Raw genomic sequence first — 14059 nt, forward strand, 5'->3', positions numbered from 1 at the left:
GGCCGCCCCGCCCGCCGGGTCCGGCCCGCGGCGGCCGCACACCGCGGCGCAGCCCCGCACCACCCGCGCCTCCTCACCTCCCCCCTCGCAGAGGCACCGCGTCCCCTCCCGTACGCCCCCCTCCGGCCCGTCTCCCGCACGCCGTCGAATCCGGCCGTGCACGTACCATGGCCGCATGTCCTTCCTCCGCCGCCGCAGCGCCACCCCCGCCGGACCCGACTTCGACGTACTGGCCATGGACCCGGGCGACTGGCCCGGCAATCTCGGTGCGGGTCTCCTGCCCGCTCCCGACGGCAGCTGCCAGGGTGTCTTCCTGCGCTACGACCTGTTCGGCGGCCGCGGCCCCGCGATGATCATCGGGAATCTGCCGGAGGGCTCCCCGGCGCGGGAGACCGAGGAGGGCGAGGTCCCGTTCGAGGTGGCCCAGCTGCTGGTGGCGCTGGAGAACGACGAGGAGATCACCGTCGTCGGGTCCGAGGACGTGCCCGTGATGCAGGGCGACAACCTGTTGATCGTGCGGCGCCTCAAGCTCTCCGAGGGCCGGATCTCCTGCGTTCAGTTCGACCGCAGCGACAACGTCCTGGTGACCATCGCCGCCTGGGACCGCCCCATCACGGACGACCTGTACACGCTGCTGAAGCCGCTGCCGGCGGAGCTGTTCCAGCAGGGCTGAACGGGCGACCGCACGGGCCGTGGCGGCCGCCCGTGCCCGCCGACACACGCCGAAGGGCCGGGTCAGCGCACCCGGCCCTTCGCCGTACCCGGTGCGCCGTGCCCTACGGCGCGGACGGCAGCACCTGGACGTCCGCCGCCCGGACGAACGCCACCCGGTGGCCGAACTGGATCTCGTAGTACTTGTCCTTGCCGGTCACGACCCGGTGCCGGGCCGGGTCGAGGGTCGGCGCGTAGAAGTACTCGCCGGGGACCTGGCCGCCGACCGCGTACCGCTGACCCGCGAGCAGCCGGTACGGCAGCGGGGAGACCGGCTGGACCGGCACGCCCGCCGGGTAGGCGCCGCGCTCCGGGTACGCCCTGCCGTACACGGGCACCTGGGTGAGGCCCGGGCGGGGGGCGACGACCGGACCGGACGCGGGCAGTGCCGTCGGCCGGCCCTTCGGATCCTGGAACCAGGCCTTCTGACCCAGGTACCAGATCGCCGTCCAGTCGCCCGCGCGGCCGGCCACCGCGTACTGCTGTCCGGCGGACACCCGTGAGCCGATGTCGTGCACGTCGACCGTCGACCTGCCGCCGCCCGGCCGCAGACCGATGTCCTGGACCAGCGGGGCGTCCGCGGCGGGCCGCGTGTGGAGGCGTACGGCGCTGGAGCCGTGCGCCGCGCACGGCGTGCCCGCGGTGGTGCAGCCGGTGAACGGCGGCCGGTGCTCCGCGTACGCGGGGGCGATGGTCACCAGACCGCCCTCCGCGCCGGCCGTGGCCTCGAACGGTTCGCCCAGCAGCGCGAAGTAGTGCTGCCAGTCCCAGTACGGACCGGGGTCGGTGTGCATGGCGGGAATGGTCGAGGCGGCCGCTCCGGGCACCGTGTCGTGGCCGAGGACGTGCCGGCGGTCCAGCGGGATGTCGTACCTGGCGGCCAGGTACCGCACCAGACGGGCCGAGGACCGGTACATCGCCTCCGTGTACCAGGCGTCCGGCCTGGCGAGGAAGCCTTCGTGCTCCAGGCCGATCGACGTGGAGTTGACGTACCAGTTCCCCGCGTGCCAGCCCACGTCCTTGGTCTTCACGTGCTGGGCGATGTGGCCGTCGGTCGAGCGCAGCGTGTAGTGCCACGCGACGTAGGCCGGGTCCTGCACCAGTTGCAGCGTCCTGTCCCAGGTCTCCTCGGTGTCGTGGACGACGATGTACTCGATGCGCGGGGCCGCGGGCCGGTCGGCCACGTCGTGGTTGCCGTGCTTGCCCCCGCCCAGCTCCTTGCGCGGGGCGGGGATCCACTCGCACGACACGGTCGCCGGGCACTCGGTGCCCGCCGCGTCCGCCGTGCGCAGCCCGGCCCGTGCCAGCCGGGCGGTGTCGGGCCGCAGACCGGGGTCGGGGGTGAGCGTCACCCGCTGACCGGCGTCCGTGGTGCGCCGCTGACCGGTGCGCAGCACCCGGAAGACCTCGTCGGCGTACCCGGCCGCCGTCGCGCGGTCGTCCGCGCCGGAGAACCGGGCCACCGCCGCGTACCAGTCGGCCGGGTCGTCGCTCGGCGGCCCGCCGAGGTCCCGCTGGGCGGCGGCGAGGAGCGCGGCCCCGCCCGCCACGTTGGCCGCGACGTCACTGCGCAGCTCCGCGGCCGGGAGACCGGTCAGCGCGGCGGCGCGCGCCAGCGTCTCCAGGCGGTCGGGCACTCCGGCCCGGCGCGGCACGTCCGCCGTGGGTGGCGCCATGGGCCGGGAGTCGTCACCGCGGGGGTCCTCCGTGCCCGCACTGTGGTGCGGCGGGGATCCGGCGAGGGCCGCGCGGGCGTCGGTCAGGTGCATCGGACCGTATCCGCCGGTGACGCTGGGCGCCCCGCCGTGCGCGTCCCAGCGGGACTGCAGGTACGAGACGCCGAGGAGGACACCGGGCGGTACGCCGTACCGGGCGGCCGCGGCGGCGAAGGCGTCCTGCAGCCCGTCGGCGGGGTCCCGGGCCGGGCCGCCCGACGGGGCCGCGCCGAGCAGGGGGAGCAGCAGCGCCGCCGAGGCGACGGTGACCGCGGCCGTCCGGTGTGCGCGTCTGGATGCGGTGGCGGGCCTCGGCGCGGTGGGGGAACGTCGCAAAGCAGCCTCCTGGGACGTTCGGACGGAGTGGGGGTGCGGTGCTGTCGCATCCCGGATCGCCGGGACCGCACGAACCCGTGTCCCTGTCGAGGGGGGATCGGGACAGGGGCACTCGGCGGCTACGGCGTGGCTCAGTGGTACCGGCTCACCGGCGCGCCGTCAATCAGGGACATGCAGGCACGATTCACGATGTCATCCGAGGTGAGGGAGGGTTTTCCACGGTGGTGGCCGTGGGGCCCGAGGGGCGCTGCGAAAGGCAGGGCCGCGCACATGACGGAGGTCCGCGGTACGCCGTCGGAACGGGCGCACCGCGGACCTCCCTCCCCCCTCAGCGAGTGCCGACCGCCGCTCGCACGGCCCGGCGGGCGAGCTGGCAGTCGTCGTGCAGCCGCCTCAGCAGCAGCCGTTGCTCCTCGCCGGTCGGCGCGGCACCCGGGTGGGCCGGTCCCGGAGACGTCGGGGTGCTGTCGTGCATCGCACGCTGTACGGCCGTCTCGTAGGTACGGATCTCCCGGGTCAGCACGAGCATCAGGTTGACCAGGAACGCGTCGCGTGACGCCGGGCCCGCCGACTGGGCGATCTGGCTGATCTGGCGGCGCGCGACGGGGGCGTCGCCGAGCACCGCCCAGAGGGTCGCCAGGTCGTACCCCGGGAGATACCAGCCCGCGTGCTCCCAGTCGACCAGCACCGGGCCCGACGGGGAGAGCAGGATGTTCGACAGCAGGGCGTCCCCGTGACAGAACTGCCCCATGCCCTGCCGGCCCGCCGAGTGCGCGATGCCGTGCACCAGCTTCTGCAGGTCACCCATGTCCCGGTCCGTGAGCAGGCCCAGGTCGTGGAAGCGGGCGATCCGCTCCGCGTAGTCCAGCGGGGCGTCGAACATCCCCGCCGGGGGCCGCCAGGCGTTGAGCCGGCAGACCGCTCCCAGTGCCGCCCGGACGTCCGCGCGGGCCGGGGCCTCCACCGGATGCCGCTGCAGGGCGGCCGCCCGGCCCGGCATCCGCTCGATCACCAGTGTGCAGTTGTCCGGGTCCGCTGCGATCAGACGGGGCACCCGGACCGGCGGCCGATGCCTCACGAACGAGCGGTAGACCGCTATTTCGTGCCTGCTCCGGTCCGTCCAGATCGGGGAGTGGTCCAGCAGGCACTTGGCGACGGCCGTCGTACGGCCCGTCGTGCCGACGAGGAGCACGGAGCGCCCGCTTCGGCGCAGCACCTGCACGGGAGTGAACTCCGGGCAGATGCGATGCACCGAAGCGATCGCCGCGCGCAACTGCGCGCCCTGGGGGCCGGACAAGTCGAGTCTCCCGCTGAGCGGTTGGGGCCCGGGCCCCGGTGCGCGGCGCGTCCGGCCGGCACCGAGCACGGCGGCCGCCGGGCGTGCGGGGTCGAGGTAGGGGCCGCCGCCCCCGGGGCGGGGACGCAGCGACCGGGGTGGGGCGGACACGGAGGACGACGCTGCGTGCATGGGCGAAACAGATCCCTTCGTGTGCCGGAGAGTTCAGCGCGCAGCCCGGCCCGGCCGCCCTGGTCGCACCCTGGGGAATGTCCTGCGGCGACCGGGTCGGGATGGCGCGTTCCTACCCGACACCCGATGACCCCTGGCACACCATCTGGCGTGCCCTGGCGAACCCTGGCGAATAGTCCCGCAGCATCTGGCACAGGGCTACTGTCAAGTCAGCCGAGAACCCTGGGGGCTTGACGTGAGCGGACAACCCAACACCCGCCTCGCGGACCTGTTCGGCCTGGCCGGCTGGTCCAAGGGCGAACTCGCGCGGCTGGTCAACCGGCAGGCGGCGGCCATGGGTCACCCCCAGCTGGCGACCGACACCTCGCGGGTGCGGCGCTGGATCGACATGGGAGAGATCCCGCGCGATCCCGTACCGCGGGTGCTGGCGGCACTGTTCACCGAGCGTCTCGGCCGTGTCGTGACCATCGAGGACCTCGGTCTGGTCCGGCACGGGCGTACGGGGAAACGGCCGGGCGGCGGGAGTGCGGAACATCCCGACGGAGTGCCGTGGGCGCCCGAGCGGACCGCCGCGGTCCTCACCGAATTCACGGGAATGGACCTCATGCTCAACCGACGCGGCTTGGTGGGCGCGGGCGCCGCGCTCGCCGCAGGATCCGCACTCAGCAGTGCCATGCACGACTGGCTGACCACCGATCCGGCCCTCGCTGCCGACGCTCCCCGGCTCGACGACCCCCTGCACGCCGACCCCGCTGGGTACGACCGCTACGAGGCGGCCCCCATCGGGTCCCAGGAGATCGAGGAACTGGAGCGCTCGGTCGAGGTGTTCCGGGCCTGGGACGCGGCCCGCGGTGGCGGGCTGCAGCGCAAGGCTGTCGTGGGACAGCTCAACGAGGTGGGCGGCATGCTCGCCTACCGTCACCCCGACCATCTGCAGCGGCGCCTGTGGGGCGTCGCCGCCAACCTCGCCGTCCTCGCGGGCTGGATGTCGCACGACGTCGGCCTGGAGCCCACGGCGCAGAAGTACTTCGTGATCGCCGCGCACGCGGCCAGAGAAGCCGGTGACCGGCCCCGCGCGGGCGAGGCGCTCTCCCGGGCGGCCCGCCAGATGGTGCACCTGGGCCGGCCCGACGACGCGCTCGACCTGATGAAGCTCGCCCGGTCCGGTTCCGGCGACGAGGTGCTGCCGCGCACCAGGGCCATGCTCTTCACCATCGAGGCCTGGGCGCAGGCGTCGATGGGCAAGGGTCAGGCCATGCGGCGCACCCTCGGTGAGGCGGAGGAGCTGTTCGTCTCCGACAAGGGGGACGTGCCGCCGCCCAGCTGGATGCAGATGTTCGACGAGGCGGACCTGCACGGCATGCAGGCCCTCGCCTACCGCACCCTCGCCGAGCACGAGCCGGCCGCGGCCGGTGTCGCGCAGCTCCACGCCAAACAGGCGCTGGAGCTGCGGGGGTCGGGCCGGGACCGCTCGAGGATCTTCGACCACATCTCGCTGGCCTCGGCCTGCTTCATCGCCGACGATCCCGAACAGGCGAACACCTACGCACGGCTGGCCCTGACGTCGATGGGGATGAACTCCTCCCACCGCACCTGGGACCGGCTGCGCGAGATGTACCGGCTGACCGGGCAGTACTCCAGCTTCCCCAAGATCCAGGAACTGCGGGAGGAGATCGAACTCGCGCTCCCCAAGGGCCAGTGGAAGACCCTGGGCGGCAACGGCGGCGCGCGGACCTGAGGACGGTGGTCAGGCCACGACCCGCGCGACGAGCACACAGGCGTCGTCCTCGCGCCCGGCCCCACCGAACTCCTCGATGACCGTCCGCATGCACTCCTGGGCGGTGCGGGTCCCGTCGAGACGGGAAGCGAGACCGAGCGGCCTCCGGTCGGATCCGGTGCCGCCGTGCCGGGGAACCAGTCCGTCGGTGTGCAGGAGCAGCAGGTCGCCGTGGAGGAGGGGCACCTCCTCCTGTCCGTAGGCGGTGCCCGGGGTGGCGCCGAGGAGGACGCCCTCCGGCGCCGCCAGCCGGCGCCCCGTCCCGTCGCGGAACAGCAGCGGGGCGGGGTGCCCGGCCCGGGCCCAGGTGAGGGTGCGGGTCCCGGGCCGGTAGCGGCAGCACACGGCGCTGCCGAGGGCGGGCTGGACGGTGGTGTCGAACAGCTGGTTGAGCCGGCCCATCATGTCGCCGGGTCCGGCCCCGGTCACGGCCATCCCGCGCAGGGCGCCGATCAGCATCGCCATGGCGGAGGCGACCAGGACGCCGTGCCCGGTGAGATCGCCGACGGTCAGCAGGGTGTCGCCGTCCGGCAGTTCCAGGGCGTCGTACCAGGCGCCGCCGATCAGCCCGCCGGCCGCGGGGGGCAGGTGGCGGGCGGCCAGGTCCAGCGCCTGGGGGCCCTGTCGCGGGAACCGCAGGGAGCCCTGCCACGGTGGCAGCACGGCCTCCTGCAGTTCGACCGCGAGCCGGTGCTCGGTCCGTGCGGCCTGCCGCTGGAGGTGCAGCGAGTCACGGGTCTCGCTCACCGTCCGCTGGCTGCGCCGCAGTTCACTGACGTCCCGCAGCACGGCCCACATGGAGGTGGTGCTGCCGTACGCGTCGAGCACGGGCTCGCCCATCATGTGCACGGTGCGCTCACTCCCGTCGGGGCGCACGATGCGGAACTCCCCGTCGATGCGCTGGGCGTCGACCAGGCAGTCCGTGACCATCCTGGTCAGCCGGGAACGGTCCTCGTCCCGTACCAGCGACGGCAGTTCGTCCAGGGTGAGCGGGGGAGCGGCCGGGTCGCGGCCGAGGATGTGGTACAGCTCGCCGGACCAGTCGGCCCGGTCCGTCAGCAGGTTCCACTCGGCGCTGCCGACGCGGCTGAGCAGGGAGCCGCCGGGGGGCGCGGCCGGCGGGGTCCGCCCGGCCGCGCACCCGGTGTCGTCCGCCGGGCCCGGGAGGGGTCCGTCCCGCAGCTGGCCGAGGTGCTCGTCCAGGTCGTCGAGCTGGTGCAGGGCCAGGTCGTACAGCGCGCGCTGCCAGCGCTCCGCGGGCTCCGCCCCGTCACCGCGGGTGTCCCTGCGCACCGCGTCCACCTCGCCCCGCAGCCGCCTGGTCCGCGTGATGAGGGCGTCCACCGTGCCGCGCTCGGGCGGCTGGGCGGGCGGCCGGTCCGCGAAGAGGTGGGGCGGCATGACGTACTCCGATGCGGGGCGGTACGACCGATACGACTAAGGCCGGTAATGGACCGGTTACGACTGTTGCACAGCCCGCGACGCCCTGTAAGGGATTCGGCAACACCCGATCCGGTGGTGCTTCCGGCATATGCCGCAGGCCTTTTGAAGCGCCTGTTCGATCTCCTGGCCCCGCGGGCGCGCTCCTCGGTCCCCCTCCTCGCGCTCACTCATCGGGTCCGCACGAACTCCCGTCGCCCGGCAGCGGCCCGTACAACAGGAAGTCGTTCACCGTCCGGTGCACGCACCCGGAGGACAGGTAACCGGTGTGTCCGTCGCCCCGGTTGTCGAGCACCACGGCCGGGTCGCCGAGCCGCTCCGCGGTCTCCACCGTCCACCGGTACGGCGTCGCCGGGTCGCCGCGCGTGCCGACCAGGAGCAGCTTCGCGGTGTCGAGGTCCCGCACCTCCTCGCGGATGAAGTCGGTGCCCCGGGGCCGGCCGTGGCACATCAGCACCTGGGTGAGCCGGTACGGCCCGAAGACCGGGGACGCCTCCTCGTACGTGGCGCGCAGCCGGGCGATCTCCTCGGTGATCCGCCCGGCGGACGGGCGGTCGGGGTCGTCCGCGCAGTTGACCGCCATCAGCGCGGCGGGCAGGTTGTCGGGCGGGACGTCCTCCTCGGCCACGAGGCCCCCGTCCCGGCCGGGACCCGGCGGGCGGGGCAGCGGTGCCGCGGCGCCGCCGCCCGCGAGCCGCAGCACGTCCCGGGTGTCGCCGTCCAGCAGCAGGGAGCTGAGGGCCTGGGTGAGCGCGGGCCAGGACTCCTCGCTGTACAGCGCCTGGCCGATGGCGTTCACCAGGTCCTGGCCGGTGAGGTCCGGCCCGAACCCGGTCGGTACGGGGTGCTCGTCCAGCTCGCGGACCAGGGCGACGACCCGTTCCCCGGCCGTCCGGGTGTCCTGGCCGAACGGGCAGGTCAGGTGCTCGGTGCAGGCTTTGAGGTAGTGCTCCAGCGCGGTCTGCTGGCCCTGCGCGGCCGCCAGGCCCTGCTCGGCCAGGGGCTCGGTGAGCGTGTCCACGCCGTCCAGGGCCATGCGTCCGACCCGGTCCGGGAACTGTGCCGCGTACACCGCGCCGAGCCGCGTCCCGTAGGAGAAACCGAGGTAGTTGAGCCGGTCGTCGCCGAGGGCCGCGCGCATCACGTCCAGGTCGCGGGAGACGTCCACCGTGCCCATGTGGGACAGGACGGGACCGGAGTGCTCGCGGCAGGCGGCCGCGGCCTCGCGCAGCTGCTCCAGCGCGGCCCGGGGGCGCCGGGCGTCGTCGCTGTCGTCCGTGGCCGCGAGGAACTGGCCGGTGCCCTCGCCGCAGCTGACGGGGGAGGACCGGCCGACGCCGCGTGGATCGAAGGTCACCACGTCGTAGCCGTCCGTCAGCCCCATGAAGTCCTTGCCGCCGTAGGCGAGCGCCGGTATCCCCGCGCCGCCCGGACCGCCGAAGTTCAGCAGCACGGAACCGCGCTTCTCGTTCCCGGTCGCCGCGTAGCGCGCCATCGCCACGTCGAGCGTGCCGGCGTCGGGCCGGTCGTAGTCCAGCGGCACGGTCACCTTGCCGCACCGCAGGTCCTCGGGCACCTGCGTCCCCGCGCACCGGGACCAGGTGATCCGCTGGTCGTAGAAGCGGGACAGGGCGGACCTGTCCGGTGGGTCGTCGTCCGCCGGGACCGCCGACGGCAGGCCGGCCCCGATCAGGGCCAGTGCCACGGTCGTGGCCCCGGTGGCGCAGCGTCTGTACATGGACCGCATGCCTGCCTCCGAGGACGGCCCGGCCGCGGCCGGGAAGACCCCCCGCGAGCCCCTGCGTTCACGATAAGCGGGTGCTCCCGGCAGCGCCTCCGGGCGGGCGGGACCGTGGCGGGTGCCGTATGCTCCGCGCGGCGTCGGCCCGTCCGCCCGCTCCGGGACGAGCCGTCAGGCCGGGTCCCCGCCCGGCGGCCCCGTCGTCCCCCGGACCTCGAGCGCCGGCGCGGCGAGTATGACCTCGGCGGCGCGGGCCGGGTCGGCGATCCGGTCCAGGAGGCACTGGGCGGCGCGGCGGCCGACGTCGTGCCCGGCGTTGTCCACGGTGGTGAGCCACAGGTGCCGCAGCCGGGACAGGTAGGTGTTGTCGTACCCGACGAGGGACACGTCGCGCGGCACCCGCAGGCCGAGCTCCTCGGTGGCCGAGAGCGCGCCGACGCACGCCATGTCGTTGAACGCGAAGACGGCGGTGGGGCGTTCGGGGGCGCTGAGCAGGCGGACCGTCGCCCGGTAGCCGCCCTCCTCGGTCAGGTCCCCCTGCTCCACGACCGCCGTGCGCGCCAGGCCGTGCTCGCGCATCACGGTCTCGAAGGCGTGGCGGCGCAGTCCGCCGACGACCCCCCGTCCGGCGATGTGGGCGATGCGCCGGTGGCCGAGCGCGAGCAGGTGCTCGGTGGCGAGGCGGGCGCCGAGCGCGTCGTCGTTCGCGACGACGTCCACGTGCGGCAGCACGGGTTCGCGGGCGCCCGCGACGACCGTGGGGATGCGTGTCGCCGCCGCCTCGAGCGCCGGAGAGGGCGGCAGGGTGCCCACCGTGACCAGTCCGTCGACCGCGAGGTCGGTGAAGGTGCGGGTGAGGTCCTCGCCGAGGCGGCGGCTCAGTCGGCCGTCGGCGAGCAGTACGTGCAGACCGCTGTCGCGCAGCCGGGAGTTCAGGCCGTCGAGCAGTTCCACGAACCAGGGGTTGCGCAGGTCGCTCAGGAGCACGCCCACGGTCCTGGTGCGCCGCTCGCTCAGGCTGCGGGCCGAGGCGTTGGGCCGGTAGCCGAGCTCCTCGACGGCGGCCAGCACGGCATGCCGCTTCTCGGGGCGCACCCGGTCGGAGCCGCGCAGTACCAGCGAGACCAGGGACTTCGACACCCCGGCGCGGTCGGCGACGTCGCGGATGGTCGGTGGCCTCATGGGGTGGACCGTTCCACAGCCGCTCACCGCCTGTCAAAGAGTTGACACGTGCTGTTCGCGGGCCCCAGGGTGGGCTGGACAAATGATGGACCGGTCCAAAGACCAGGCACACTAGGCAGTGAGGCAGTCATGGTGAAGACGCTCGGCGTCGCCGTCGTGGGGTTCGGCTGGATGGGGCGGGTGCACACCCAGGCGTACGCGCGCGTCCCGCACCACTTCCCGGACCTGGCGGTCCGTCCCGAACTGGTGACGGTGGCCGAGGAGGTGCCGGGCCGGGCCGAGGAGGCCGCCGCGCGGTACGGGTTCGCCTCGACGGCCCGCGACTGGCGCGAGGTCGCCGCCGATCCCCGCGTCCGGGCCGTCAGCATCACCGCCCCGAACTTCCTGCACCGCGAGATCGGCGTGGCGATGGCCGAGGCGGGCAAGCACATCTGGATCGAGAAGCCGGTCGGCCTGACCGCGGACGACACCCGCGCGGTCGCCGACGCCGTCACCAAGGCCGGTGTGCAGGGCACCGTCGGTTTCAACTACCGCAACGCGCCCGCCGTCGCCGCCGCCCGCGAGCTGATCGCCGCCGGTGAGATCGGCACCGTCACGCACGTCCGCATCCGCCTCTTCAGCGACTACGCCGCCCACCCGGAAGGCGCCCTGACCTGGCGCTACGAGCGTGAGCGCGGCGGCAGCGGGGTGCTCGGGGACCTCGCCTCGCACGGCGTCGACCTGGCCCGCTTCCTGCTCGGCGACATCACGTCCCTGACCGCCGACACCGCCGTCTTCGTACCCGAGCGGGCCCGCCCCACCGGCGCCACGTCCGGCCACTCCCGCGCGAGCGGCGGCGAGCTGGGTCCGGTCGAGAACGAGGACTACGTCAACTGCCTGCTGCGCTTCGCCTCCGGCGCCCGGGGGGTCCTGGAGGCCTGCCGGGTCTCGGTCGGCGAGCAGAACAACTACGGCTTCGAGGTGCACGGCACCAAGGGCGCGGTCTCCTGGGACTTCCGCCGCATGGGCGAGCTGGCCGTCAGCCGGGGCACGGCCTACCAGGACCAGTCCGTCAGCACGGTGTACGTCGGCCCGGGCCACGGCGAGTACGCCGCCTTCCAGCCGGGCTCGGCCAACAGCATGGGCTACGACGACCTCAAGGTCATCGAGGCCCACCACTTCCTGCGCTCGATCGCCGAGGGCACCGCGTACGGGCCCACCCTGGAGGACGCCGTGCACATGGCCGGCGCGCTGGACGCCATGAGCCGGTCGGCCGAGCGGGGCGGCTGGGTCGAGCTGGGCTGAGCGGCCCGCGTACGCCGGAGCGTACGGCGCCCGTCAGCTCCGTACGAGGAGCTGGAACTCGAACGAGTAGCGCGAGGCCCGGTACACGTGGCTGCCGTACTCGACCGCGCGGCCGGTGTCGTCGTACGCCGTGCGCCGCATCGTCAGCAGGGCGGCGCCCGCCGGCTCGTCCAGCCGCGCGGCCTCCTCGGCGGCGGCGCTCCGGGCGCCGACGGTCTGCCGTGCGCTGTGCAGCGTGATGCCGGCGCCGCGCAGCAGCCGGTACAGCCCGGTCGCCTCCAGCTTCCCGGCGTCGAGCTCGAGGACGTCTTCGGGGACGTGGTTGGTCAGGTACGCCACGGGCTCGCCGTGGGCGAGGCGCAGCCGCTCCACGTGGTGGACCGGGGTGCCCTCGGCGATGCCCAGGGCGGCCGCCGCCTCGGCCGGCGCCGGCCGCCTCCCGACCGCAAGCACCCGGGTCGCCGGACTCTGTCCCGCCGCCTGGAGGTCGTCGTACAGGCTCGTCAGCTCCATCGGCCGCTTGACCTGGCTGTGGACCACCTGCGTCCCGACGCCCCGGCGGCGCACGAGGAGGCCCTTGTCGACGAGGGACTGGATGGCCTGACGGACGGTCGGCCGGGACAGCCCGAGCCGCCCGGCCAGCTCGATCTCGTTGCCGAGCAGACTGCCGGGGCCCAGCGCGCCCTGCTCGATCGCCGCCTCCAGCTGCCGGGCGAGCTGGTAGTACAGCGGCACCGGGCTGGTGCGGTCGAGGGTGAAGTCGAGCCGGGCGGAAGCGGTACTGGTCACGTGTCGAGCCTAACCGTCCGTGAGGATGACAGGAGCCCTTGTCATCCTGTTGTCATGACATGAGCTCCGGTCCTCGGTCCTGGCCCCCGGCTCAGGAGTTGTGCGGGAAGCCGAGGTTGATGCCGCCGTCGGCCGGGTCGGGCCAGCGGGTCGTGATCACCTTGCCCCGGGTGTAGAAGGCGACGCCGTCGTTGCCGTAGACGTGCAGGTCGCCGAAGAGCGAGTCCTTCCAGCCGCCGAACGAGTGGTACCCGACCGGCACCGGGATCGGCACGTTGACGCCGACCATGCCCGCCTCCACCTCCAGCTGGAAACGGCGGGCGGCACCGCCGTCCCGGGTGAAGATCGCGGTGCCGTTGCCCCAGCGGGAGCTGTTGACCAGCTCGATCGCCTCGTCGTACGTCTCCGCGCGCACCACGCACAGCACCGGGCCGAAGATCTCGTCGCGGTACGCGTCCGCCGTCACCGGGACCTTGTCGAGCAGCGAGACGCCGAGGAAGAAGCCGTCCTCGTGGCCCGGCACCGAGTGGTCCGTGCCGTCCACGACGACCTCGGCGCCCTGCTCCGCCGCGCCCGCCACGTACGCGGCCACCTTGTCGCGGTGCTCGCGGGTGATGAGCGGGCCCATCTCGGAGGCGGGGTCGCTGCCGGGGCCGATGCGCAGGTCCTTCGCGCGCTCGGCGATCTTCGCGACCAGCGCGTCGCCCGTGTCGCCGACGGCGACCACCACCGACACCGCCATGCAGCGCTCGCCCGCCGAGCCGTACGCGGCGTTGATCGCCTGGTCGGCGGCGTAGTCGAGGTCGGCGTCCGGCAGCACCAGCATGTGGTTCTTGGCGCCGCCGAGGGCCTGCACGCGCTTGCCGTGCTCGACGGCGCCCCGCTGGATGTACCGCGCGATGGGCGTCGAACCGACGAAGGAGACCGCGGCGACGTCCGGGTGCTCCAGGAGGCGGTCCACGGCCGGCTTGTCGCCCTGGACGATGTTGAACACGCCCTCCGGGAGCCCCGCCTCGGCCAGCAGCTCCGCCAGCCGGAAGGACGCCGAAGGGTCCTTCTCACTGGGCTTGAGCACGAAGGTGTTCCCGCAGGCGATGGCGAGCGGGAACATCCACATCGGCACCATGGCGGGAAAGTTGAACGGCGTGATGCCGGCGACCACACCGAGCGGCTGGCGGATCGAGGCCACGTCGACCCGGCTGGAGACCTGCGTCGACAGCTCGCCCTTCAGCTGCGAGCTGATCCCGCAGGCGAGTTCCACGACCTCCAGACCGCGGGCGACCTCGCCGAGCGCGTCCGAGTGGACCTTGCCGTGCTCGGCGGTGATCAGTGCGGCGATCTCGTCGCGGTGCGCGTCGAGCAGTCCACGGAACCGGAAGAGGATCTCCGTGCGCCGGGCGAGCGAGCTGCCGCCCCAGCTCGCGAAGGCGGCCTTCGCGGCGGCGACGGCCGCGTCCACCTCGTCGGCGGTGGCGAACGCGACCTGCTTCTCCTGGGCGCCCGTGGCCGGGTCGTAGACCGGGCCGAAGCGTCCGGAGGTGCCCTCGACGGGCTTGCCGCCGATCCAGTGGTCGATGGTCCTCATGCTGCGGGGCCTTTCGTGAGCGTCGTCGTGG

At 73.8% G+C, this 14059-nt stretch carries 10 protein-coding genes; 3 read left to right on the top strand and 7 right to left on the bottom strand.

Translation table 11 applies throughout. From position 1 onward, the window contains the following. Positions 1 to 175: 175 nt before the first annotated feature. Positions 176 to 673: a hypothetical protein gene (locus UW392_RS48165; protein WP_320781711.1), complete on the top strand. Its 498-nt coding sequence runs from the start codon at positions 176 to 178 to the stop codon at positions 671 to 673. Positions 674 to 776: 103 nt separating this feature from the next. Here UW392_RS48165 and UW392_RS48170 read toward each other — a convergent pair whose 3' ends face one another. Further along, positions 777 to 2762 (bottom strand): N-acetylmuramoyl-L-alanine amidase, encoded by a 1986-nt coding sequence (locus tag UW392_RS48170; protein ID WP_320781712.1) that lies wholly within the window; start codon positions 2760 to 2762, stop codon positions 777 to 779. 328 nt (positions 2763 to 3090) lie between these two features. Beyond that, positions 3091 to 4230, bottom strand: coding sequence for an aminoglycoside phosphotransferase family protein (locus UW392_RS48175; protein WP_320781713.1), 1140 nt, complete (start codon positions 4228 to 4230; stop codon positions 3091 to 3093). Positions 4231 to 4465: 235 nt separating this feature from the next. Between UW392_RS48175 and UW392_RS48180 the strand changes: the two genes are divergently transcribed. Then, entirely contained in the window at positions 4466 to 5968 is a 1503-nt protein-coding gene (locus UW392_RS48180; protein ID WP_320781714.1) for a hypothetical protein, read from the top strand. A 9-nt stretch (positions 5969 to 5977) separates the two neighbouring features. On the opposite strand, the gene UW392_RS48185 is transcribed toward UW392_RS48180, so the two are convergent. The 3 genes from UW392_RS48185 to UW392_RS48195 form a co-directional block, all read right to left on the bottom strand. After that, on the bottom strand, positions 5978 to 7408 hold the full coding sequence (locus tag UW392_RS48185) for a PP2C family protein-serine/threonine phosphatase (RefSeq protein WP_320781715.1): 1431 nt from the start codon (positions 7406 to 7408) through the stop codon (positions 5978 to 5980). Between the two features lie 205 nt (positions 7409 to 7613). Beyond that, positions 7614 to 9194 carry an alpha/beta hydrolase gene (locus tag UW392_RS48190; protein WP_320781716.1) on the bottom strand — a complete coding sequence of 527 codons (1581 nt, stop codon included), beginning with the start codon at positions 9192 to 9194 and terminating at the stop codon, positions 7614 to 7616. A 165-nt stretch (positions 9195 to 9359) separates the two neighbouring features. Next, complete coding sequence (locus UW392_RS48195; RefSeq protein WP_320781717.1) at positions 9360 to 10370, bottom strand: LacI family DNA-binding transcriptional regulator; 1011 nt, start codon at positions 10368 to 10370, stop codon at positions 9360 to 9362. 129 nt (positions 10371 to 10499) lie between these two features. Here UW392_RS48195 and UW392_RS48200 point away from each other — a divergent pair, with 129 nt between their 5' ends. Beyond that, entirely contained in the window at positions 10500 to 11654 is a 1155-nt protein-coding gene (locus UW392_RS48200; protein WP_320781718.1) for a Gfo/Idh/MocA family oxidoreductase, read from the top strand. A gap of 33 nt (positions 11655 to 11687) precedes the next feature. On the opposite strand, the gene UW392_RS48205 is transcribed toward UW392_RS48200, so the two are convergent. Both UW392_RS48205 and UW392_RS48210 read right to left on the bottom strand, forming a co-directional pair. Then, the gene (locus UW392_RS48205; protein ID WP_320781719.1) at positions 11688 to 12443 is read right to left on the bottom strand and encodes a GntR family transcriptional regulator; all 756 of its coding nucleotides are present in this window, start codon (positions 12441 to 12443) and stop codon (positions 11688 to 11690) included. Positions 12444 to 12534: 91 nt separating this feature from the next. Next, positions 12535 to 14028 carry a CoA-acylating methylmalonate-semialdehyde dehydrogenase gene (locus UW392_RS48210; protein WP_320781720.1) on the bottom strand — a complete coding sequence of 498 codons (1494 nt, stop codon included), beginning with the start codon at positions 14026 to 14028 and terminating at the stop codon, positions 12535 to 12537. Between the last annotated feature and the right edge of the window lie 31 nt (positions 14029 to 14059).

The organism is Streptomyces sp. CRN 30, assembly GCF_034105845.1.